The organism is Acetonema longum DSM 6540 (assembly GCF_000219125.1).
Taxonomy (GTDB): Bacteria; Bacillota; Negativicutes; order Sporomusales; family Acetonemataceae; genus Acetonema; species Acetonema longum.
The window spans coordinates 50377-72761 of record NZ_AFGF01000015.1 but is presented as its reverse complement, the minus strand read 5'-3'; the positions used below and the strand labels follow the sequence as shown (position 1 = coordinate 72761).

Annotated in this window: 19 protein-coding genes and 1 pseudogene; 18 read left to right on the top strand and 2 right to left on the bottom strand. The window is 53.0% G+C overall.

What is annotated here, in order from left to right:
- The 6 genes from ALO_RS01615 to ALO_RS01590 form a co-directional block, all read left to right on the top strand.
- A partial coding sequence (locus ALO_RS01615; protein ID WP_040292490.1) for a phage tail protein occupies positions 1–1934 on the top strand: 1934 nt, incomplete at its 5' end.
- A 5-nt stretch (positions 1935–1939) separates the two neighbouring features.
- Positions 1940–2734: a gp53-like domain-containing protein gene (locus ALO_RS01610; RefSeq protein ID WP_004092134.1), complete on the top strand. Its 795-nt coding sequence runs from the start codon at positions 1940–1942 to the stop codon at positions 2732–2734.
- 116 nt (positions 2735–2850) lie between these two features.
- Complete coding sequence (locus tag ALO_RS21655) at positions 2851–3255, top strand: tail fiber assembly protein (RefSeq protein ID WP_004092133.1); 405 nt, start codon at positions 2851–2853, stop codon at positions 3253–3255.
- Positions 3256–3369: 114 nt separating this feature from the next.
- Positions 3370–4059 carry a tail fiber protein gene (locus ALO_RS20645; protein ID WP_202945713.1) on the top strand — a complete coding sequence of 230 codons (690 nt, stop codon included), beginning with the start codon at positions 3370–3372 and terminating at the stop codon, positions 4057–4059.
- 155 nt (positions 4060–4214) lie between these two features.
- Positions 4215–4403, top strand: coding sequence for a phage holin family protein (locus ALO_RS23715; RefSeq protein WP_072031800.1), 189 nt, complete (start codon positions 4215–4217; stop codon positions 4401–4403).
- A 59-nt stretch (positions 4404–4462) separates the two neighbouring features.
- Complete coding sequence (locus tag ALO_RS01590) at positions 4463–4882, top strand: hypothetical protein (protein ID WP_004092127.1); 420 nt, start codon at positions 4463–4465, stop codon at positions 4880–4882.
- 35 nt (positions 4883–4917) lie between these two features.
- On the opposite strand, the gene ALO_RS01585 is transcribed toward ALO_RS01590, so the two are convergent.
- Positions 4918–5637 (bottom strand): hypothetical protein, encoded by a 720-nt coding sequence (locus tag ALO_RS01585; protein ID WP_004092126.1) that lies wholly within the window; start codon positions 5635–5637, stop codon positions 4918–4920.
- A 154-nt stretch (positions 5638–5791) separates the two neighbouring features.
- On the opposite strand from ALO_RS01585, the gene selD reads away from it, so the two are divergent.
- The 7 genes from selD to ALO_RS01550 all read left to right on the top strand — a co-directional run bounded on the left by selD (position 5792) and on the right by ALO_RS01550 (position 13399).
- Positions 5792–6826: a selenide, water dikinase SelD gene (gene selD / locus ALO_RS01580; RefSeq protein ID WP_083821002.1), complete on the top strand. Its 1035-nt coding sequence runs from the start codon at positions 5792–5794 to the stop codon at positions 6824–6826.
- A complete protein-coding gene (locus tag ALO_RS01575) occupies positions 6816–7649 on the top strand; it encodes a mechanosensitive ion channel family protein (protein ID WP_004092122.1) in 834 nt (277 codons plus the stop codon). The genes selD and ALO_RS01575 overlap by 11 nt, the downstream gene beginning before the upstream one ends.
- Positions 7646–7849 carry a DUF951 domain-containing protein gene (locus tag ALO_RS01570; RefSeq protein WP_004092120.1) on the top strand — a complete coding sequence of 68 codons (204 nt, stop codon included), beginning with the start codon at positions 7646–7648 and terminating at the stop codon, positions 7847–7849. The genes ALO_RS01575 and ALO_RS01570 overlap by 4 nt, the downstream gene beginning before the upstream one ends.
- A 274-nt stretch (positions 7850–8123) precedes the next feature.
- Positions 8124–9812, top strand: coding sequence for a methyl-accepting chemotaxis protein (locus tag ALO_RS01565; RefSeq protein ID WP_004092117.1), 1689 nt, complete (start codon positions 8124–8126; stop codon positions 9810–9812).
- A gap of 163 nt (positions 9813–9975) precedes the next feature.
- Positions 9976–10323, top strand: coding sequence for a DUF190 domain-containing protein (locus ALO_RS01560; protein ID WP_004092115.1), 348 nt, complete (start codon positions 9976–9978; stop codon positions 10321–10323).
- A gap of 371 nt (positions 10324–10694) precedes the next feature.
- The gene (locus ALO_RS01555; RefSeq protein ID WP_004092114.1) at positions 10695–12383 is read left to right on the top strand and encodes a methyl-accepting chemotaxis protein; all 1689 of its coding nucleotides are present in this window, start codon (positions 10695–10697) and stop codon (positions 12381–12383) included.
- 239 nt (positions 12384–12622) lie between these two features.
- Complete coding sequence (locus ALO_RS01550) at positions 12623–13399, top strand: hypothetical protein (protein ID WP_004092113.1); 777 nt, start codon at positions 12623–12625, stop codon at positions 13397–13399.
- Positions 13400–13463: 64 nt separating this feature from the next.
- Here ALO_RS01550 and ALO_RS01545 read toward each other — a convergent pair whose 3' ends face one another.
- Positions 13464–14012 carry an NADH peroxidase gene (locus tag ALO_RS01545; RefSeq protein WP_004092112.1) on the bottom strand — a complete coding sequence of 183 codons (549 nt, stop codon included), beginning with the start codon at positions 14010–14012 and terminating at the stop codon, positions 13464–13466.
- Positions 14013–14343: 331 nt separating this feature from the next.
- Here ALO_RS01545 and ALO_RS01540 point away from each other — a divergent pair, with 331 nt between their 5' ends.
- The 5 genes and pseudogenes from ALO_RS01540 to ALO_RS01520 all read left to right on the top strand — a co-directional run bounded on the left by ALO_RS01540 (position 14344) and on the right by ALO_RS01520 (position 22373).
- Positions 14344–15771, top strand: a complete 1428-nt coding sequence (locus ALO_RS01540) for a hypothetical protein (protein WP_004092111.1) — start codon at positions 14344–14346, stop codon at positions 15769–15771.
- 72 nt (positions 15772–15843) lie between these two features.
- Entirely contained in the window at positions 15844–17772 is a 1929-nt protein-coding gene (locus tag ALO_RS20640) for a HEAT repeat domain-containing protein (RefSeq protein WP_004092110.1), read from the top strand.
- A 2-nt stretch (positions 17773–17774) separates the two neighbouring features.
- Positions 17775–18872, top strand: coding sequence for an ATP-binding protein (locus ALO_RS01530; protein WP_004092109.1), 1098 nt, complete (start codon positions 17775–17777; stop codon positions 18870–18872).
- Entirely contained in the window at positions 18869–21079 is a 2211-nt protein-coding gene (locus ALO_RS01525; protein WP_004092107.1) for a DUF5682 family protein, read from the top strand. The genes ALO_RS01530 and ALO_RS01525 overlap by 4 nt, the downstream gene beginning before the upstream one ends.
- A gap of 99 nt (positions 21080–21178) precedes the next feature.
- Positions 21179–22373, top strand: a pseudogene (locus tag ALO_RS01520) (VWA domain-containing protein).
- The last annotated feature ends 12 nt before the right edge of the window (positions 22374–22385 follow it).

Here is a 22385-nt window from a genome sequence, read left to right as displayed (position 1 = left end):
CGCTGCAGCTGGACCGGGAGGTTACGCTGGTACCGGGAAGATCTTATGCGGTGGCTGTCCAGATTACCAATCCGGCGGCAGCAACGGCGGATGCGGTGCAAACCATCGTCACCGTCAATGTGCAGGGAGTAGCGGAGGAAGTCACTACGGATAGCGTGACGCTTATCCAACCCTTAACTACAGTGCCGCAGCAATGGGACCTGTACAGCTTCGGCGAAACCAACAAGGTAGTCAAACCCTTCCGGGTGCTCAGCATCAGCCGGGATCAGGATCTGCGACGGAAAATCACCTGTCTGGAATATATCGAAGCAATCTATAATGAGGCAAGCGACATCCCGGAGATTCCATACAGCCAGTTGGAGACAACCATCGAAGTCAGCAGTGTGAGCGTAGCGGAGGAAACCTTCCGGCAAAAAGACGGGACTACGGTCTCTAACCTAAATATATCCTGGCTCATTCCGCGTAATAAGCTGGTCCGCGGCTACAAAATTTTTTACAGCACCGACGAGGGCCAGACCTGGCACGAATGGGGTGCCGCCGGCATGACGGCATTAAGTGCTTCTATTCCCGGCGTTAGGACCCAAACCACCTATTTGGTCAAGGTTTGCGCCGTTAGTTACGCCGGCGTCGTATCGCCCGGAGTAACAGCCCACCCGGTATATGTGACCGGTAAAGACGTTCCGCCCTCGGATGTGGCTGGCTTGAAGGTTACACTGGACCCTGCGGATTTAAGCAAGGTACACTTGTCCTGGCTGCCGGTAAGCGATGTGGATTTAGCCGGGTACCGAATCCGGGAAGGTACGGCGATCATTGAAAATTTGGTCCAGATGACCGCCTATACCTATACTGCAGCCGCAGACCGGCTGCACTCCTTCCGGGTTACAGCCGTCGATAACTCCGGCAATGAATCGGCAACACCGGCAACGGCGAATATCACTCCGGCAGTATACCCGGCTGTTCCCACTGGATTTACGGCGTTGCAAAACGGCGATCATGTTCAGTTGCGCTGGAACAAAAACAGCGCTAGTGACATTGCCGGCTACGAAATACGACAGGGCTCATTGTTTAACAACGGCTCCTTGGTCCAGACGGGTATTACCGGCGGCGATCTGATCGTCCCGGTCAATACCGAAACCACCTACCGTTACCATATCAAAGCCATTAACAACGCCGGCCGTTACAGTGAGGACGTGGCAACCGCCGAAGTGACGATTTACGGCTTAACGCCGAAAAATGTGATTTTAACCTTCGACGAAATGATGCTGCAAAGCGGGACTCATACCAACACGGAATTTGGTCTCTCGCAATATACCTGTCTCACTTTTCCGGGACTGTGCAGCGATTATCCGACGGTACAATGCAACCAGGTCGGCGGGTCGGTGGTTTTAAAACTGCAGGACGGTCAGGTAACCGGAGAATATTTGGCGGCAAGAAAAGACCTGGGAGATAGCATCAAGGTCAATCTGGCCGCCGATTTTATTTCCACGGCGCTGTTGAGCGCCGGGAATTCAGCGGCCTTATGGTTCCGCCACAGTCGGGACGGTGAGACCTTTGAAGATTGGAAAGCATTCGCGCCGGTTGCCCTGACAACCCGCTGCCTTGATTTCAAGGTGATCCTGGAGTCGATGGATCAGACGAATTCCCCGATCGAGGTTGGCGTTTTTAACCTAGCGGTGGATGTAGATGATGTCGAAAAAACCGGCAGCGCCATCATTCCGGCGGGAGGGACAACTGTACATTACGGCCATACCTTCTTAGGCGGACAGGGACCGGATAATATGCCGGTATTTACGCCAATGGCGATGGGCGCTGGCGTAAGAGCCGAGGTCATTTCCGCCGGCTTGACCAGCGCCGAGGTGAAGGTGGTCAATGCGCTTACCGGTACTGATGTGCCGGGTACTATCACGTATAGAGTAAAAGGATATGGAGGTTGATAATTATGGCCTATACGACAAGACCGGCAGATAATGAGGCAATCGCTAATTTGCCGGGCGATATCCGCGCGGTAACTGATTTGGTGACCGGGCATATAGAGGCGGCTTTAGCGGCTCATGAGGCTAAAGCCGTCAGCTACGGAAGCACAAATGTAGAGGAAGCGCTGGACACAGCCGCAGGACACCAGGCCAATCAAAATAACCCCCATGGCGTAACGGCAGCCCAGGCCGGGGCGGTCGCCTTGGGGGATGCGGTGGCGACAGTGACAGCAAATAAGGTGGTCAGACGCGATGAGAATGGTAGAATGGCCGGGGACATTACCGGCAATGCGGCGACCGCCACCAAGCTGCAGATGGCACGAAACATTAATGGTGTTGCCTTTGATGGTACAGGTAACATCAACATTACGGCAGCGGCCAATGGGGGTAATGCGGCTACTGTCGGCGGTTATACTGCGGCGCAGTTGATGACAGGCGGGATTGTAGCGGCAAGTTTGGCTCAGAATGGGTACGTTAAATTCAGAAATGGGTTAATCATCCAATGGGGAAAAGGCGTACTGCCTGCTACATCTATAACAAATACTTCTAGTAATATTAACTTTCCTATAAAATTTCCTAATATAGCAGTACATGTATCTGGTGTAGCAACTAATGCAGCCCATCCAAAAGGTGGAGGAACATGGGCTGTAAGCCCTAAAAATGTAACAAATCAAAAATTTATGGCTTTCTGTGATAATAATGGTGCAGGTTATAATTTTACTCTAACCGTTGGATTTAATTGGCTTGCAATAGGATATTAAGAAGGGTACGGATTCGGTTAAAACCAGCCGCTCTATCCACCTTAAAATCCAGCATCTTATATAGATATGGGGAAATCCTACGGAAGGTAAATAATTTAAAGAAGGGATTTGATCAAATGAACCGACACTATGCAAAGTTTAATGAAAACGGCGAACGTGAAACCTCTATCACATTTAATATCCATTTTAGCAATGAGGAAGAGTTGCAGCCGTATCTGAAGAAGGGCTTTATCCCTGTCACAGACGAAGAACAGGCATTATATGCCACCAATCAATACTTGCGGGGTACTGACGGAAAGCCTGTGCAGAAACCTCCCTATGTGCCTACAGCCGAGGAAAAAATGGCTGCTATCCGTACGGAACGTGACTGGCTGCTGGACGCGAGCGACAAATATATGATGATAGATTACCCGGTCACAGATGAGCAGCGAGAAACCTGGAGAATCTATCGCCAAGCCCTGCGGGACATGCCTGCGAATTGCGACCCGGATAATCCGACATGGCCGGTTGCACCGCAGTAGAAGTGGTTAAGACGGTTACCGGCGCGGTACTATCACGTATAGAGTAGAAGGATATGGAGGTGGATAATTATGGCCTATACGACAAGACCAGAAGATAATGAGGCAATTGCTAATTTGCCGGGCGATATCCGCGCGGTAACGGATTTGGTGACCATGCATATAGAGGCGGCTTTAGCGGCTCATGAGGCTAAAACCGTCAGTTATGGAAGCACAAACGTTGAGGAAGCGCTTGACACAGCCGCAGGACACCAGGCCAATCAAAATAACCCCCATGGCGTAACGGCAGTTCAGGCCGGGGCAGTCGCCTTGGGGGATGCGGTGGCGACGGTGACGGCGAATAAGGTGGTCAGACGGGATGGGAATGGTAGAATTGCCGGGGACATTACCGGTAATTCGGCGACTGTGGGTGGTTTAACGCCAGCGCAGATCAGAGCAGACGCTGTGCCGAGCGGTATGATTTGTATGTGGAGCGGGTCAATTGCGACCATCCCAGCAGGATGGACTTTGTGTAACGGACAAAATGGCACGCCGGACTTGCGGGATCGGTTTATCGTGGGGGCGGGTGGCTCATACAGCGTAGGGAATACCGGCGGTTCAAACACTGTAACCCTTACCGTAAATCAAATACCGTCCCATAATCATGCTTTTCCAGGGCACCCCGGGGGAAGTGCATCGTCTCGCGTAGACGCTGATTTTTCAGGATCTGGTACTTGGTATAACAAGGTAGTTGGGAATACTGGTGGCGGGCAATCTCATGAAAACAGACCTCCCTACTATGCTCTGTGTTATATCTACAAGATTTAGAAAGCCTATTTTGTCTTTAGGAGGTGGTACTTTTGAATCCCCTGAGAGCCTGGCTCAAAAACGCATACACCCTCACCGAATTCAAACTCATGGCCGCAGGCTCTGCAATCGGAGCCTGCTTTTCATTTGCAGTAGGCGGCATGGACATGTGAATTTTGGCTCTGGCCGGTTTCGTCGTTGCCGATTTCATCACCGGCACATGGGTGGCTTGCAAAGAAAAAAATATCAGTTCCCAGATGGGGGCCAAGGGGTCTATAAAAAAACGCCGTATTCGCCATGGCAAATACATCCCCAACTTTCTGTGCGGGATAAGCTGGCGCAACTCCAGAGAGAGAAGGGGATGAGCCGTACTGGGGAACCTCATTGAAACAGATCTATTAGAGAAAGGGGGGGATACCCATTGATGCGAAAAACTATCTATACATTGCTCTTGCTGTTCTGCTTGGCTTGGCTGCCCTCTACTGCTACAGCGGCCGAGATAACGGACCCGGAACTGACGCGGCTCGAGCAAATCTTCAATCAGCTGGAGAGCAACAGCAGCGCGCTGCAGAAAGACTTGAAAACCTCGAAAACAGACTTGGCGCAGGCGAGGCTGAAGCTGGAAGAATATCAGAAGGAGTTGGCGGCGTTGCAGATCGAATTGCTGACGTTGAGGCACGAATCGCAGATAGTGAAAAAAAGACTGCAGACAGCGCAGGACTCGTTAGAGAAGGCCTCGCAATCCTTAGAACAATTGGAGAAAGAAATGCGGCGCGAGCGAAGGCGCCTTAAATTTGAGCGGAATATGCTGCTGCTGGCGGTTAGTTGTTTGGCGGTGAAATGAGTTTAGCCCCGGAAATCCGGGGCTTCTTTTTTTTGTCATTTTTTTGGCGGCTGACCCAGTCTTTTCCTCTGGGTCAGGCCATTGGGGGGAGGAGGTTCTTTCGGGCGGCATTTATACCTTGGCCTTGGCGGCTCAGGCGGCGGCAGCGGGGCAGACTGTAACGCCTCGGTGGGCTCGGGATCCCGCAGCACGGTAGTCTCGGGATTGAGCACAGTAGCCAAGTTTTGCACGATATCGGTGATGATTTTTTCTTGAATGTCGGAGGGAATAGCCTGCTGACCGGCAGGAGGTTTAGCGCCGGGAGGCTTTGGCATCGGGGGAGGAGGAACATACGGTGGGAAAGAGGTTTTATCATAAAAGCAGGCTTCATTCCGGCAGCGGCCGAGAAGCTGCCGCAGGGCTTCCAGCTCAACGATCTGTTTGGCGGTGTCGCAGGCCCTGACTGGCTGGCAGCATTCCTGCAGCTGGCGGAATATCTCTACCGGAGCGCTGGTTACAGCCAGAAAATCCGTACTAAAAGAAACTTTATAGCAGAGGATCTCCAGCAGCATGTCCAGGAGCGCTCCGGCGCGGTCAATGCGCTGGACAGCCCGCATGGTAATTTCGGGGTTCACGCCTTTGATCCTCGGTATTTCTTCGGCAGATCCCACGAGCAGGCGATAAGCGGCGGTTAAGGTATTAAATTGCGTGGCCAAAGCATTGACATCCGACAAAATCGTGTCAACAATCGGCAGGCGTTCCAACGGGTCGAACATAGTATCGCCTCTTCCCTCGAATACTACTGCTATGGTATGCGAGAGAGGGCCATTGGGTGAAATAAAAGGATTTCACCGGCTCTTGTCAAATACTCTAACAGCATAACAGCGGCTTGCCCATTAGCTGACTGTTTCAGGAAGGGAGGGATGATCGATGATAAAGCTGACCCAATATACCAAAAAGGGTGGTTGAGCGGCCAAAATCGGGCCAGGGTCTCTGGCTCAGGTTTTAGGCAAACTCCCAATGATTTCTGATCCTCGTCTGCTGGTTGGCATAGAAACCTCCGACGATGCCGGGGTGTTTGCCCTGAATGAAACAACAGCCTTAATCCAAACCGTGGATTTTTTTACACCGATTGTCGATGATCCTTACACCTTCGGTCAAATTGCGGCGGCCAATAGCCTAAGTGATGTGTATGCCATGGGCGGCAGTCCCCTGACCGCGATGAATCTGGTGGCTTTTCCCGCCGCATTGCTCGAGACGGGAGCCTTGGCCGCTATTCTGGCAGGCGGTCAGAATAAAATAAACGAAGCGGGAGCGCTCCTGGTAGGGGGTCATACCGTGGATGATCCGGAACCGAAATATGGTCTGAGTGTTACCGGGATTGCTCATCCCGGGAAAGTCTGGCGCAATGCCGGCGCTAGGCCCCAGGACAGGCTGATCCTGACCAAAGCTCTGGGAACCGGTGTGCTGGCTACAGCCTTTCGGGCCGAGATGTTTGATGCGGGCTGGCAGCAGGCGATTCAGAGCATGATGACCCTGAATAAGGCAGCGGCTGAAACTGCCGGCCGGTTTACGGTCCATGCCTGTACCGATGTGACCGGATTCGGCTTCCTGGGGCATCTTTCGGAAATGGCCACGGCCAGTCAAGTCACGGTCAGAATCCACAGCCAGGCTGTGCCGCTTTTTCCCCAGGCAAGGGAGGCCGCTCATATGGGGCTGGTGCCGGGAGGAGCGTACGCGAACCGCACCTACTTCGGTCAGCGGGGTGTGACGGTTCAGCCGGGTGTGCCGGAAGCGGTGGCCGATCTATTGTTTGATCCTCAAACCTCCGGGGGACTTTTGCTGGCGGTGCCGGCGGAACAAGCCGAATCACTAGTGAAAGCCCTGTTACAACAAGGTGTCGTTTATGCCGCTATGGTGGGACAGGTGGAAACGACCGGCAAAGGTGAAATTTATGTTGAATGAAGCAGCTGCCTTGTTTTCTCCGGCCATACTATGGTCAGCCGGCACGACTTTATTGCGGGTGACGGCGATCTTTGCGGGAGCGGTTCTGGCTTTTCGCTTTTTCGATATCATTGTCGACCGCCTTTTTGGCAAGACAACGTATCTCGAGGAGAAGCGGGCCCGAACCTTAAGCTCTCTGTTAAAAAGCCTGATCCATTATCTGGTTTATTTCATTGCTTTGGTGATGATCCTGCAGGAATTTGCCATTGACACCACCTCGATCATCGCCGGCGCCGGCATTATCGGCCTGGCCATCGGCTTTGGCGCTCAGAGTCTGGTGCGGGACGTAATCAGCGGCTTCTTTATTATCATGGAGGACCAATATGCCGTTGGCGACTATATCACCAGCGGCGACATGTCCGGCACGGTTCATGAAATCGGCTTCCGGGTGACGAAGCTGCGGGATACGGTTGGAACGCTTCATATTATCCCCAATGGTTCCATTACCCGGGTCAGCAATTTTAGCCGGGGGCCTATGCAGGCTGCCGTCAATATCCCGGTTTCCTATCAGGCCGATGTAAAGCAGGTGTGGCGGTTGCTGCAAGAGGTGTGCGATGATGTGGGGACAATGCCTCAGGTGCTGGAACAGCCTAAAATAGTGGGGATTATTGATTTGCGGCCGGCTGAAATGTTGATCCGGGTGACGGCCAGGACCCGGCCCCTGGAACAAGGCGCGGTGGAGACGCAGATCCGCCGGCAGGCCTTAGAAAAGTTTAAACAGGCGCAAATTCCGCCGCCGGTATCATGGCCGGCTGACTTTAAAGTGCAGGGGGTGTCACAATGATCCCTAAGTTTGAAATAGGCGATATTGTCATCATGAAAAAAGCTCACCCCTGTGGCAATAACCGCTGGGAGATCACCCGCACCGGCATGGATATCCGTATCAAATGTCTGGGCTGCGGCCGTCAGGTCATGGTTCCCCGCCCCCAGTTTGAAAAGGCGGTTAAGACAGTGGCGGGCAATGTGAATCAAGCAGGTACTTGAAAAAGGGCCATCTCTGACTGCGAGGCCGAGAGGGGATTGCGGCGGATGCCGGGACCTTTGGCGGATAGTTTTGTGACTTTGAGTCGCCTTGACAGGACGGCAGATGCATTGTAACATAAAGATGCTAAAGATGTTGTTATTATCCGGTTTTAACCGGCTGGATTAAACCGAAGGAAAACACCTAGTGTTTTATCATAGATAAACTAGGTGTTTCTTCTGTTTTAAAAAGGATTATTATTAAGGAAGAATTTTGTCAAAATAGGGGGAAGGGGTTTTGCACATTAACATCAGAAAACAGATTCTACTGGCGTTAAGTCTTATTGTATTGCTATTTACCGGTCTTTTGGCATATGGTTACTATCAGTTGGAGGTCATCAAGGCAGGATACATGGGTGTGATTTTGAGAAGCGCCCCGCTAGTGGTAGAGGTGAAAGACGTCAACGGTGAGCTTCGCAATCAAAGTTCGCTGGTGCGGGCCTATCTCTTAACCGGGGAGGAGAACTACATAGTCCAATATGACCAATCCCGGTCCAGAATGGATAAAACCCTGGACAGTCTCCAGACCAAACTGATTACCCCCGAAGGTAAGCAAAAAACTTCCGACCTGAAGCAGGTTTTAGCCGAATATCATTCCGCAGCGGATAAGGCCATTCACATCGGCCGCACCCAGGGGCGAGACGCGGCGGTTAAAGTGATTGCCGAGGGTGCGTCAACGGCTAAGGCTGCCGAAACGCAAATGAATGATTTGGTAACCTTTTTAAGTGAGCGGATGATTCTGCGCACTGACGAGAATGACGCCATGGTCGGGCGGGTAGAATTGACACTGTTGGTTTGGAGCTTAATCGTCATCATTCTTTCTATTGCTACTGGCATAAGATTCTCCGGGAGAATATCCCGTCCGCTTCAGGCATTAGCCGCTGTTGCCGGTGAGATTGCCGCAGGCAACCTGGTACCGGTCAACATCAAATACAAGGGCCAGGATGAAATTACTGTCTTAATTCTGGCGTTTACCAAGATGAGTCTCAATTTGCGTAATATCCTGAAGGGGGTAACCAAAGCTGCCGAACAGCTGGCGGCATCCTCGGAGCAACTGACTGCCAGCGCCGATCAGACGGCTAAGGCATCCACTCAGGTGGCGCAAACTATCGAATCCGTCGCCAGCGGGGCGACAGGGCAGACTCGGGTTGTCAATCAAACTGAAACAATTGTAAATGATATGACCCAGGCGATTTCCCATATTGCCCGGAATTCTGAACAGGTGCTGACTAAATCCCATGAGGCTTCAGCCGCAGCCCGGGTGGGCAATGAGGCGGTGAATGAGGCTACGAACCAAATGAGCCAGATCCAAAATTCAGTGTCCCATGCCGCTGTCGTCGTAGAACAATTAGGCGCCAACTCCAACCGTATTGGCACAATTGTATCGGCTATTCAGCAAATAGCCGGGCAGACCAATCTTCTGGCCTTAAACGCCGCCATCGAGGCCGCCCGGGCTGGCGAACATGGCCGGGGCTTCGCAGTGGTAGCCGAAGAGGTCCGTAAACTGGCAGGCCAGTCGCAACTGGCGGCGAAAGAAATCTCAGAAATTATCCAACTGATTCAAACCGACACGCAAACAGCAGTTCAAGCCATGCAGTCGGGCACTGACGAGGTGAACCGGGGTATTACGGTAATTACGGACACCGGCGAAAGGTTCCGCAGCATTGTCACAGTAATCGATGCCCTGAACGGAGAAATCCAGGAAATCAGCACGGTCGCCGAGGAATTATCCGCCTCAAGCGGTGAGGTAGGCCATTCTGTTGGCAATGTAAAACAAATCGCCGTAGAAACGGCCGCGAGCACCCAGACAATTTCCGCCGCAGCCGAGGAGCAGACCGCCACCATGCAGGAAATCGCTTCTGCCTGCACCGCGCTTGCCCGTATGGCTGAAAATATGCAGAACATGGTCGCCACTTTCCGGTTTTAACTGCTTTTGACATGACGCCTCAGGCATACTGGGGCGTTTTCTTTTTTGCCAAGCGGCAAAAAAGTTCCTTTTCAAGGATTTTCCTGCTATAATTTATATATACAGTGATACGGAAGTTGAATTGAGAGACGTATGATGTCAAGCGTCAAAGGAGGAACACACTATGCCTAAAATCGCCAGCCAAGCCAAACGTTTGCGGATTTATATCGGAGAAAGCGACCACTGGAAACGGCGGGCACTGTATCAGGTCATTGTGGAAAAGGCCAGGGAACTTGATCTGGCCGGGGCTACCGTATTTCGGGGCCTTATGGGTTATGGCGCCAACAGCCGTATTCATGCAGCGTCCCTGCTGGATCTCTCTGCGGATCTACCGATATTGGTGGAAATTATCGACAGTGAGGAGTATATCGCTAAATTGCTGCCGTATCTGGATGAGATTGTGGAAGAGGGTATGGTCACCATCGATGACATACAGGTTGTCAAGTATGGGCGCAAAACACCGAACCGATAAATTTAATTTCTTAATTGCAGGCAGAAAAAATATCGCGGAAAATAAATGGGATTTACCGGGCTGTTTTGACCGTTGTATAGGGGATTTTTGAACGTATATGCGCCTTGGACTGCCTTGACACAATAGTCGGATGACTGGTAATATAAATAAAGATATAAAGGCAAATAATAGCTGCAGACAGATATGATAGGTACTATCTGAAAACGTCTGACTACGTTGCTTATGGTCTGGTTTCTCATCAAAGCTGGATGAAAGTAGGTGGACATCTAGTTGGTTTGTTTTTGCAAATCGGTTAGGTGTTTCTATTTTTTCGGCTATGTACCTGTCATTTTCGGCGTCAAAGGGAGAACCAGCAGCGAAAGGGAGTGCTTATGCGCATTAATATTGGCAAACAAATCCTGACAGCAATCGTCCTCATTATTTTGGTCTTCACCGGTCTTTTGGGCTACAGCTACTATCAATTAAGTAGTATCGAGGCCGGCTACATGAATGTAATCGAAAGAAGCGCGCCGCTGGTAGTAGAGGTCAAAGAGGCGTACGGAGAACTGCGCAATCAGAGTTCGCTGGTGCGGGCGTATCTCTTGACCGGGAATGAGCGGTATATATCGCAATATGATCAGTCCCGAATCAAAATGGACAAAACGCTGACCAGCCTGGAGACCAAATTGCTTACTCCGGAAGGCAAACAGCAAGTCTCCAGTTTGAAGAAGATTTTGGGTAATTATCATGTCGTATCGGACAGGGTGATTTTGACCAACCGCACCCAGGGACAGGCAGCTGCAATTCAGGGGCTTGCCGAGGGGGCGGCGATAGCCGATGAGGCTGAAGCCGAAATGAATAGTTTTACTACCTTTTTAAGCGAACGGATGGTTTTGCGGACCGATGAAAATGAAGCCATGGTTCAGCAGGTGGAAACATTGCTGGTGGTTGCAAGCCTGGTGATCATCATTCTTTCGCTCGGGGTTGCCCTTTGGTTTTCCCGGCGGTTATCCCGCCCGCTGCAAGGCTTAGCCGGCGCTGCCGGTCAAATCGCAGCTGGAAACCTGGTCAGAGTCAATGTAGCATACAACGGAAATGACGAGATCGCCGACTTAATCGAAGCGTTTACCAAAATGAGCATGAATCTGCGGGACGTCCTGCAAAAAGTAGCCAAAGCAGCTGAACAAGTTGCCGCCTCCAGTGAAGAGCTGACGGCCAGTGCGGAACAAACGGCTAAAGCAGCAACCCAGGTGGCGCAAACCATCGAGTCTGTCGCCACTGGAGCGGCAGGCCAGACCCAGGTTGTCGGGGAAACTGAGATGATTGTCAATGACATGACCCAGGCCATTTCCCATATTGCTCAGAATTCCAGCGAGGTTTTAACAAAATCCATGGAAGCCTCGACCGCTGCCCAGGTGGGGAATGAAGCCGTTGCGGAAGCTACACGGCAAATGGGTAATATTACTGAGTCTGTGACTCATGCCGCTGGCGTTGTTGAAAAATTAGGCGAGAACTCCTACCGGATTGGGGAAATCGTAACCGCCATCACCCAGATAGCCGGACAGACCAATTTGCTGGCCTTAAACGCCGCCATTGAAGCGGCCAGGGCCGGTGAACAGGGCCGAGGCTTTGCCGTGGTGGCAGATGAAGTCCGTAAACTGGCGGAACAATCACAGCTGGCAGCGGGGGAAATCGCGGAAATCGTAAAAGTTATCCAAGCTGATACCCAGACGGCCGTCCAGGCTATGCAGACAGGAACTGCTGAAGTCCATCGGGGAACCGAGGTCATCACGGATACCGGTGAAAGGTTCCGCGATATTGTTACTGGAATTGCCGCCCTGAACAGCCAGATTCAGGAAATCAATGCAGCCACTGAAGAATTGTCCGCCGCAAGCAGCGAGGTCGCTCATTCTGTGGATAATGTAAAGAAAATTGCCACCCAAACGGCCGGTAATACTCAGACTATTTCCGCCGCAGCCGAGGAGCAGAGCGCCACTATGGAGGAAATCGCTTCTTCTTCTACCGCACTTTCCAATATGGCGGAAAATCTGCAGAATGTTGTCGTTTCCTTCAAATTTTAACTTAGCGACGGAAAAACGCAACCTATGAAAAAGGCCAGGGACTCTTCTTCAAAAACGGGTCCCTGGCCTTTTGTCTCTTGCTCCGAACTAGGTAAGGATATGATTTTGACGGGGTAGATTAAACGTTATATGAGACTATTGCTTTATTCCCCTTTATATGACAAAATATTACACTATTAGATGAATGAGAGAATCATTCTGTTAGTACCGCGCATTATTTTTAAAGGAAGTGCATTGATTTGGTTAGCTTAACCGAGAAAGAACTGAGTCTCAGCGTAATTATCCGTTATAGCGTCCGCATCTTTATAAAGGAATTTAAATTTCTCATTGCTGCCTCTCTGGCTTTCACTGTACTGGTGCTCGTAAGTATGTTCCTCCTGATGTTTCTGACCACGCAGCTGGTGCAGGCTGCCCCTGTGCTGGCGATCCTCGTGTTTATCATGATGATGGTGCTATTCACGCTGATCCCAACCTATCAGATGATATTGGTCACCCTTAAGTTGAACAGCAGGATTCAAGACGTCAAAGTCAGCCTGGGCCAGTTATTAAAAGAAAGCTATGCCAAGCTGTTTCCCGTGTATGGAGGAGTTCTTTTAATGGTCGTCTACCTTTTGCTGTGGGGATTGCTGCTCATCATTCCCGGAATTTATAAGACCTATAAGTATATCCTGGCCCCCAGCAGCATGATTTTAAAATCCCTGTCGGCCCGTGAAGCTATTCATTACAGCCAGACCCTCACTGCCGGACGGTGGTGGAAGACACTTCTTTCTTTCCTGTTGCCGTTTCTTCCTATGATGGCATTGAGTGTATTATGCCAGCTTGTGGCTCTCTGGGGTGGCAATCCCTGGCAAAACATGGCCCTTTTTACAGGCTTGATTGTTTCGTGGCTGACCGGAGTCCTGCAATACTCGATCATTGCGGTGATTACGTTCGTATTGTTCATTAATTATGACAGTCAAGGCAAAGCGGTTAGAACTGCGGAGGCCATAGAAGCGCCGGAGAACTCCGCCGTGTGATTTTTATCAGGCATCAAATGAACAAGGAGCATTGCCAAATAGTTTGGCAATGCTCCTTGTTTTTTTATTTGCCGAAATACCTGTCCAGCAGGCCTTTAAAGGCAGCGCCGTGTCGGGCTTCATCCTTGCACATTTCATGGACTGTGTCATGGATGGCGTCCAGCCCCAGCTCTTTGGCCCGTTTGGCCAGATCCAGCTTGCCCTGACAGGCGCCGTGCTCAGCGTCCACCCGCAGCTGCAGGTTCTTTTGGGTGGAGGGGTATACCACCTCGCCTAAGAGCTCGGCAAATTTGGCGGCATGCTCCGCTTCTTCAAACGCAATCCGCTTATAGGCTTCCGCCACCTCGGGGAATCCTTCCCGATCGGCCTGACGGCTCATAGCCAGATACATGCCGACCTCGGTACATTCCCCCATGAAGTTCATTTTTAAATCTTCCACAACTTTTGCATCTACGCCGGCAGCAACACCGATGCGGTGTTCATCCGCCCAGCTTAATGCACTGTTGGATTTTTCCAGAAATTTAGAAGCAGGCGCCTTACATTGCGGACAGGCGGCCGGCGGGGTATCTCCTTCGTGAACATAGCCGCAGATAGCACAGACGTATTTTTTCATGTTTCAGTCCCCTTTCAAAATAGAAATTAATTATTAATTAATAATTAATTTTATACATAAACTATACAACATTTATTGATGGAAATCAATCCCTAAATAACAATTTCCCTGAAAATTTTTGCCCACTTTGTCCTGGAGCAATGATTGGAACAAGGGTTTACTCTGATCAGTCTGCCTGTAATAATCATGAATCGGCTCGATAGCTTTACTATTTTATAAAGTAAAAATTAAGCTCTTAAAAAAGGGTATAGCCGGATAAGCAGTAAATAGTAAATATATTGGGCTAATCATGGAATTGTTGTATCGATAAAGGCAGAGGTGAGAGGAACCTATGTTGAACATTTCGGAAGAATTCATCCGATCAGTGGCCCCCAATCAAAATGCGATAACTAACGGTTTGAGCCTGGTCAAAAAGAATGCGTTTGTCGAGCTGGGCATATCAGCCGACAAAAGTTTTATCATGGGCGAATGCAAAGGGAGCGGAGCCAGCAACTATATTACATCGGCGGATTTTTTCCAGCCGGACAGCCCTGTTTTTCGTTGCACCTGTCCCAGCCGCCAGTTTCCCTGCAAGCACTCCCTTGGGCTGATGTATGCCTACTGCGGCGGCAAAGAGTTTGCCACCGTGGATATCCCTCAGGATGTGCTCATGAAACGGGAAAAGGCCGGGAAAAAGCAAGAAAAGCAAGCGGACGAAAGCGTCAAGACGCCGCCAAAAGTGAATAAGGCTGCGCTGAAGAAGAAAATTGCCGCCCAGATGGAAGGACTGGAACTGCTGCAGAAAATAGTCAATGGGATTGTCCAGTCCGGGTTGGGCACACTGAATGCCAAAACACTGCGTATGCTGGAAGATCAGGCCAAGCAGCTTGGAAATTATTATTTGACATACCCCCAGGCTGTTTTGCGTGATTTTTTATTTTTATTTAAAGAAGCCCAGGACCCGGAAGAAGTATATTCAACCGCTGTCGACCGATTGGCCATGCTCCACAGCCTGTGCAAAAAAGGCCAAGAGTATTTGGCCAAGCGGCTTAACACTGAAATACCGGCTGATACCAGCTCCAATATGGAAGAAATGCTGGGGCATAACTGGCAGCTGGCCGAACTGAAAGGCCAGGGCCTGGTACAAACCGACATCGAATTAATGCAGGTGCAGTTCAGCAGCTGGCTCAGCGAAGCCAGGGGCGAATACATTGATGCCGGGGCCTGGGTGAACCTGAAGACGGGACAGGTGCATAAGACCCTAACCTTCCGCCCGGTCAAGGCGACCAAATACATACGGCAGGATGATTCGGTCTTTGACCTGGTACAGGTTCCCGAGCTGTTTACTTATCCCGGCGGCGATATGAACATCAGGGTCAGGTGGGAGAACTCCACCATGCGGAAAGCAGTGGCAACAGACTATAAAACCATTCAATCACATGCCGGAAAATCTCTGGGCGAGGTGATTAAAAGCGTAAAGAATCAGTTGAAAAATCCACTGGCTGATAAATATCCACTGGCGCTGCTGCATTTTGCCCGCATTGGCAGCGTCAACGGCAGCATAGTGGCGGAAGACGGCCAGGGACAGAGAATCGTCCTGGCCGACGCGAATGAAGCATTTGAGCCGCTCAGCACGATGCTGCTGGAACTGGTGCCGCAGCAGACGCTGCATAACGGCACCCTGCTGGCCCGCTTTCACTACAGCCATGCTACCAGGAGGCTCTGCGCCCAGCCGCTGACCTTGATTACCGGTGAGGGAGCTATCAGACTCACTCTCTAACGGCAGGTTTAAAGCAATGCAAAAAAGTTATGTTAAATATAACGACGAAATATACAGACAGAAGGTGGATCGATGAGTATCGCTTTGCTATATGACACTCAGACGGAAGTGCGGCGGTTGTTTATTGCCGGCGGAGATTTAGCGGCCGGGGATTTCAGGCTCAAAAAAATACTGCCCGGGCTCAGAAAGGCTGGGGAAGCGGCGCCGGTCTTTCTCAGGGTGGCGGATGCGATGGAAAAAGTGATCGAACCGGAAGCCGGAAAAGCCTCTGAAAACCTACTGGAACTGGCAACTCTGGTCAATGCCGTTCTTTATACCCAGGGCGAGACAGGCCTGCCGGGTGAGATAAAGCCAGTCGAGACTATTGGCGTACAATACTCGTCCCGCGCAACATTCCGGGCGGTGATGCCGGTGATCGAAGCGCTGACCGGCAAAGGATCCGGCAGGTATGAAATTCTGAAACAGGCGCGGGCTGACCAGCTATTTAATGATCTGCGGCTGCTCAACCCGTTAATCGCGGCCTTGGGTGACAGCTACGCGGAAATAGCCGGGTTGGCCTATGAGGTACTGGCGGAATTGGGGCCGGATGTCGCGCCGGTTTTGAGGAAAAGTCTGGATTTTAGCGGCGACAAGGCGGCTGCCCGGATTTTGGACTTGTTGTCCGGCTTCCAGGGCGCAGCCGGCAAACAGCTTTATCTGGATGCCCTGGAACAGGGCTCGCTGCCGGTAAAAGTCAGCGCCCTTAAGGCATTGAAAGATCTGCCGGAATGCGAGGAAATCCTGTTCCGTTATGCGGTTGACAGCAAAAAAGAGCTGCGGGAAGCGGCGTATACCGCACTGGCGGCATATCAGGACGAGCAGGCGGCGGAGATATTGTTCGCCGCTTTTAAAGGCAAGGACCGCGATCTTGTCCAGGCAGCGGTGCAGCAAAGCCAGTCCCGGCATCTGACCGGCTTACTCTTAGCCGAAGCCGAACAAGCTTTGGCGGCTGTTTTAACTGTAAAACCGGCAAGCGAAGCGGTAAAACCGGCGGCAGGCCTGCTGGCTGCAGGCTTGCAGAAAGTGTTTGGCGACCCGGCCGGCAGCGAGGCTGCAACCTATGCCGCAATGGCAGCCGCCACCGAGAAAATAGACCCCAAAGTGCCCCATATGCTCTTTGACATACTGGAATGCCTGGCCGAAAAACAGGAGCCCGACGTATTCGCCTTTTTAACCAAATGCCTGGCCGAAACGCCGTGTCTATCGGTCTATAAGTCGTCCTCTGCTCGCCGCAAGGGCCGGGTCGAAGATTACGGGGCAGAGCGCACTTTGGCTCGGGCGGCTGCCCATAGCTTATTTTTCTTTGGGAGAGGGACAGAGGAGGGATTACAGTTTCTGGTAAGCCAGGACGGCAAGCACAACGACCATCTGCTGGGATTTTCCCTGGCGGCGGCTTTGCTCAGCCAGTCGCCGGAATATGTGTATAAAAACTACGCCCGGTATGCTGCCGGTACCAGAAAAAACCCTTTATGCCAGGAGACACTGGCGGTTTTTGAGAATTTATCGGCAGTGCTGCAACATTATAAAACTGAACCGGCACAAGGAAAATTGTTCCGGCTGGTTTTGCATGAAGGCTGGATCAAAAAATTTGTCGCCCACGATGAGCTTAGGTTGGTGTGTTCTTTTATTCAGGAAGGCTGTGCGGCGGGAGTAGACTACTTAGTGAAATACAGCCGTGAGAAAATCAATTCTTATGAGTATGGTTTGATTGTCCACGCCTTGAAACGGGTGAATTATAAAGAGCTGCCGGGGCTGCTGCAAGCCAGACTGGAAAGCCTGCTGGCGGCGGGAGGCAAAGTGGGCTTTTACTATGAATTAAAGGAATTTGCCGCATTAACAGCGGTTATGGAACCGGATTTTGCCGGCGTTTTGGAAGAAGCCGCCGGCAGGTGCGACGCCCGTGCCGCCGAGGTGCTACTTACCGCAGCCTACGATCTGAAAAATAAGGGAAAAGGAGTCTGAGCATGTCAACGTCAACAGCAACCGATATCTTAAGGCTGCCGGCGGAACAATTGTACGCCGGCGAAATAGAAGCGCTCATCGCCAATGAAACGGAAAAAATCCCCGCCGGCTGGCGGCTGTCCGCCAAATCAGTGCTGACCTACATCACCGGCGGCAAGGCGGGCAAAACCGAAATTACGTCCAAATACATCGGCAACAGGCGGCTGGTGGAAATAGCCATCGCCACCCTGCTGACCGACCGGGCGCTGCTCTTGATCGGCGAACCCGGCACCGCCAAATCCTGGCTGTCGGAACATCTGGCAGCGGCGATTGCCGGCGACTCCACGAAAGTGATCCAGGGCACGGCGGGAACCACCGAGGAGCAAATCCGCTATTCCTGGAATTACGCCATGCTGATTGCCAGCGGACCGTCCCGGGAAGCCCTGGTCAAAAGCCCGATTTTCCGGACCATGGAAAGTGGCGGCCTGGCCCGCTTTGAAGAAATATCCCGCTGCTCGCCGGAAGTCCAGGACGCGCTGATTTCCATTCTGTCGGAGAAAAATATCTCGGTGCCGGAGCTGAACTATGCGGTTTCCGCTGTGCGGGGATTTTCGATCATTGCCACCGCCAATACCCGCGACCGGGGGGTAAACGAGATGTCGGCCGCCTTGAAGCGCCGCTTTAATATCGTCGTTTTGCCGTCGCCGGGGGATGTTCAGACCGAAGTGGAAATTGTACGCAAGCGGGTCGGGGAGCTGGCCGTGAACCTGGATCTGGCGGCAGCCCTGCCGGCGGACGAGGCCGTGGCCAAAGTCGTCACGATCTTCCGTGAACTGAGAAGCGGCATGACCCTGGACGGCAAGGAAAAAATCAAATCGCCCAGCGGCGTGATGTCCACAGCGGAAGCCATTTCGCTCCTGGCCAACAGCATGGCCCTGGCGGCCAGCTTCGGCCAGGGGACCATTACCAGCGGGGACATTGCCGCCGGCCTGCAGGGGGCGGTGGTCAAAGACGAAGAAAAAGACAGGCTGGTATGGAAAGAATACCTGGACAATGTGTTGAAAAAGCGCGGAGGGGAGTGGCGAGATCTATACAATGCCTGCAGGGAGATGAGCGAGTGAGCCTGGCGAGCGAGAGCAAAGCACCGCACATTTTTGGCATCAGGCATTTATCGCCCGGCGGCGCCCATCACCTGCTGCAATTCCTTGATGCGGTCAACCCTACGGCCGTATTGGTGGAAGGCTTATCCGACGCCAATTCGCAGATTGAGTTTTTTACGGCCAAAGGCACGGAACTGCCGGTTGCCATTTTGGCGTATACGGAAGAATTGCCGGTGAGGACCTTATTCTATCCTTTTGCCGCCTATTGCCCGGAATACCAGGCGTTTGTCTGGGCTAAAGCCCATCGGGCCCATGCCGAATTCATCGATTTGCCTTCCGATGTATTTTTAAAGCTGAGCGAGGCCAGGCGCCGCATCGAAGCAGCGGCGGAAAAGGCGGCAGGCGGGGAAGGCCGGAAAGATTGCACCGAATCGCTCTATGCCCGCTGGGCCGGGCTGGCGGGGGAACAGGATTATGATACCTATTGGGAGCGTCGCTTTGAGCACAATTTAAACAGCGATTCCTACCGTCTGGCAGCCTATGAGCTCGGCCAGAGCCTGCGGGAGCTGGCGGCCGACAGCAGGGCCGAGCAGATGGAAACCCTCGTCCGGGAAGCCTATATGCGCAACCGGATTCAGCGCACCATTCAGGCCGGGCATGACCCCGATAGAATCGTGGTGGTTACCGGCGCTTATCATGCCTCGGTGCTGGGACCGGATTATCCGGCCATGACTGATGCGGAAATCGCCGCCCTGCCCAGGGTAAAAAGCCGCCTTACCCTGATGCCCTATTCCTTCTACCGCCTTTCCTCCCGCAGCGGCTATGGCGCCGGCAATGCGGCGCCAGCCTACTTTGACCTGATGTGGCAGCACCTGCGGCGCGGCGATATAAAGCAGCTGGTGCCGGAATACCTGTCGGGCATTGCCCGGTACATGCGGGAACACGGCATACACCGCTCTACGGCCGAGGTCATCGAAGCGGTGCGCCTGGCCAATGCCCTGGCGGGGCTCAACGGTGGCAGCCAGCCGTCGCTGAAGGATTTGCAGGATGCCGCCGTGACCTGCCTGGGGCATGGCGATCTGCATGCGGTGGCCGAGGCGATAGCGGCCGGCAATGTGGGGACGGCGATCGGCAGCCTGCCGGAAGGCGTTGTCCGCACCTCGATCCAGGATGATTTTTACCGGGAGCTGAAACGGCTGAAGCTGGAAAAATACCGCTCGGCAGTGGCCATGGATTTAGAGCTGGACCTGCGGGAAAATCGCCGGGTACAGTCACGGGAAGCCGCTTTTATCGATTTGAGCCGGTCCTTTTTCCTGCACCGCCTGCAAGCGCTGAACATATCGTTTCAGCAGCAAAAGCGGGTTGCCCAGGATTCGGCGACCTGGGCGGAAAACTGGGTGCTGCAGTGGACGCCGGAGGCTGAAATCCAACTGGTGGAGGCGGCCCTGCTGGGCGATACCGTGGAATTGGCGGCGGCCTATGCCTTTAAAGAGCGCCTGGACAACAGTCCAGACGTAGCGACTGCCGCTCAAATCATCCGCCAGGCATGCGAATGCGGCATGCCTGAGTCCATGGAATATGCCAGGGGCGTGCTGCAGCAGCTGGCGGTGGAGAACGGCGCCCTGGCGGAGATTGCCGGAGCAGCCTATGATCTGTCAACGGTCATCAGCTACGGCGATATCCGAAAGTTCGACGCGGCGCCGCTGCTGCCGCTGCTGCAGCAGTTATTCCTCCGGGGAACCCTGCTGCTGGTGGATGCCTGCCGCTGCGACAACAGTGCGGCCGGCGGCATTGTTGACGCTGTCAATAAGTTGAATGCCATTGCCCTGGAGCATGATACCCGGGTCGATGAGCCGCTGTGGCTGCAAACGCTGACCGAACTGTCCGGACGCGACGACCGGAATCCGCGGCTGTCCGGCCTAGCCTGCGCCATATTGCTGGAACGGAATAAAATGAGCAATGAGCAATTGGCCCGGGAGGTCGCCAGAAGGCTGTCGCCGGGAATTGACGCCGACATGGGAGCGGGCTGGTTTGAAGGGCTGGCCGCGCGCAACAAGTATGCCCTGCTGACCCGGCTGGCGCTGTGGCAGCAGATCGCCGGCTATGTGGCTTCGCTGGACGAGCGGCAGTTTACGCGGGCGCTGGTCTTTCTGCGCCGGGCGTTCAGCGATTTCAGCGCCGCCGAAAAAACAGCGTCGGGGAAAGCCTGGGGGAAATCTGGGGGATGAACCCCAGCCAGGCCAGCGAAGAGCTCGGTGAAGCGCTGAGCCGGGAAGAGCAACAAAACCTGAAAAAATTAAATGATTTTGATTTTGAGGATATATGAAATGGCGGATAAAGAACAAATCAAACGGTGGCGGCTGATTCTCGGACAAACCGGCAGCGAGCGGCTGGACGAACTGGGGAGCGGTTATGCCCTCAGTGCGGAAGAACAGGCGATGGATGAGGCTCTTGCCGCCATTTATGACAAATCAACGCCGGATGCGGCGGGCGCCCCGGGCGGGCGGCGCATCCGGCGCAGGGCCTTCGGCGCCGCAGGTCGCCAGGTGGCTGGCCGACATCAGGACGTATTTTACGACGGACATCGTAGCCGTGATCCAGGCCGATGCCATCGAAAGGAAGGGTCTGAAGCAGCTCTTATTCGAGCCGGAGATCTTAAAAACAGTGCAGCCGAATATGGAAATGGTCGCCACCCTGATGGCGCTGAAAGGCAAGATCCCGGAGCGCACCAAAAACACGGCCCGGGAGATTGTCAGGGCGGTGGTGGACGAGATCAAAAAACGCCTGGAAAGCGATATCCGGCGGGCGGTAACCGGCGCCCTGAACAAAAGAAGGCACTCGCCGCTGCCCAGTGCCGTAAGCATTGACTGGAAGCACACCATCCAGAAGAATTTGAAAAACTACAGTTGCCAATATAACCGGATTATTCCGGAACGGGTATTTTTCTTTGACCGCGCCCAAAAGTTAAACAACTGGCAGGTCATTCTGGACATGGATCAGAGCGGGTCCATGGCGGATTCCATCATCTACGGCTCCATCGCCGGCTCCATTCTGGCCAGTATGCCGGCCATCAGCACCCGGATCGTGGCCTTTGATACCGAGGTGGTGGATTTATCCGAACAATACGGCAATGATCCTGTGGACATGCTGTTTGGCATCCAGCTTGGCGGCGGCACCGACATCAACAAATCGGTAGCCTATTGCCAGCAGTTTATCACCCAGCCGGCCAAGACCCTGTTCATCCTGCTCACCGACCTGTATGAAGGCGGCAACAGCGCCGCCCTGGTGCGGCGAATGGAAGAAATGCAGGCTGCCGGCGTGAAAGCCCTTTGCCTGCTGGCGCTTTCGGATAAGGGGGCGCCCAGCTATGATGAAGGGCTGGCCCGCCGCCTGGCCAAAGCGGGCATTCCCTGCTTTGCCTGCACTCCCAACTTGTTGCCCGAACTGCTGGAAGGGGTCTTAAAAGGTATGGACCTGCAAGCCCTGGCGCAAAGGATCGGCGCCAGGAAAAAAGAAGGGTGAAGTATACTTTCC

Bases quoted from the DNA above. Each gene is read 5' to 3' on its own strand.
- ALO_RS01610 (WP_004092134.1), top strand. From the start codon at position 1,940: ATGGCCTATACGACAAGACCGGCAGATAATGAGGCAATCGCTAATTTG.
- ALO_RS21655 (WP_004092133.1), top strand. From the start codon at position 2,851: ATGAACCGACACTATGCAAAGTTTAATGAAAACGGCGAACGTGAAACC.
- ALO_RS01590 (WP_004092127.1), top strand. From the start codon at position 4,463: ATGCGAAAAACTATCTATACATTGCTCTTGCTGTTCTGCTTGGCTTGG.
- ALO_RS01585 (WP_004092126.1), bottom strand. From the start codon at position 5,637: ATGTTCGACCCGTTGGAACGCCTGCCGATTGTTGACACGATTTTGTCG.
- ALO_RS01575 (WP_004092122.1), top strand. From the start codon at position 6,816: ATGTTGAATGAAGCAGCTGCCTTGTTTTCTCCGGCCATACTATGGTCA.
- ALO_RS01570 (WP_004092120.1), top strand. From the start codon at position 7,646: ATGATCCCTAAGTTTGAAATAGGCGATATTGTCATCATGAAAAAAGCT.
- ALO_RS01560 (WP_004092115.1), top strand. From the start codon at position 9,976: ATGCCTAAAATCGCCAGCCAAGCCAAACGTTTGCGGATTTATATCGGA.
- ALO_RS01555 (WP_004092114.1), top strand. From the start codon at position 10,695: ATGCGCATTAATATTGGCAAACAAATCCTGACAGCAATCGTCCTCATT.
- ALO_RS01545 (WP_004092112.1), bottom strand. From the start codon at position 14,012: ATGAAAAAATACGTCTGTGCTATCTGCGGCTATGTTCACGAAGGAGAT.
- ALO_RS01540 (WP_004092111.1), top strand. From the start codon at position 14,344: ATGTTGAACATTTCGGAAGAATTCATCCGATCAGTGGCCCCCAATCAA.
- ALO_RS20640 (WP_004092110.1), top strand. From the start codon at position 15,844: ATGAGTATCGCTTTGCTATATGACACTCAGACGGAAGTGCGGCGGTTG.
- ALO_RS01530 (WP_004092109.1), top strand. From the start codon at position 17,775: ATGTCAACGTCAACAGCAACCGATATCTTAAGGCTGCCGGCGGAACAA.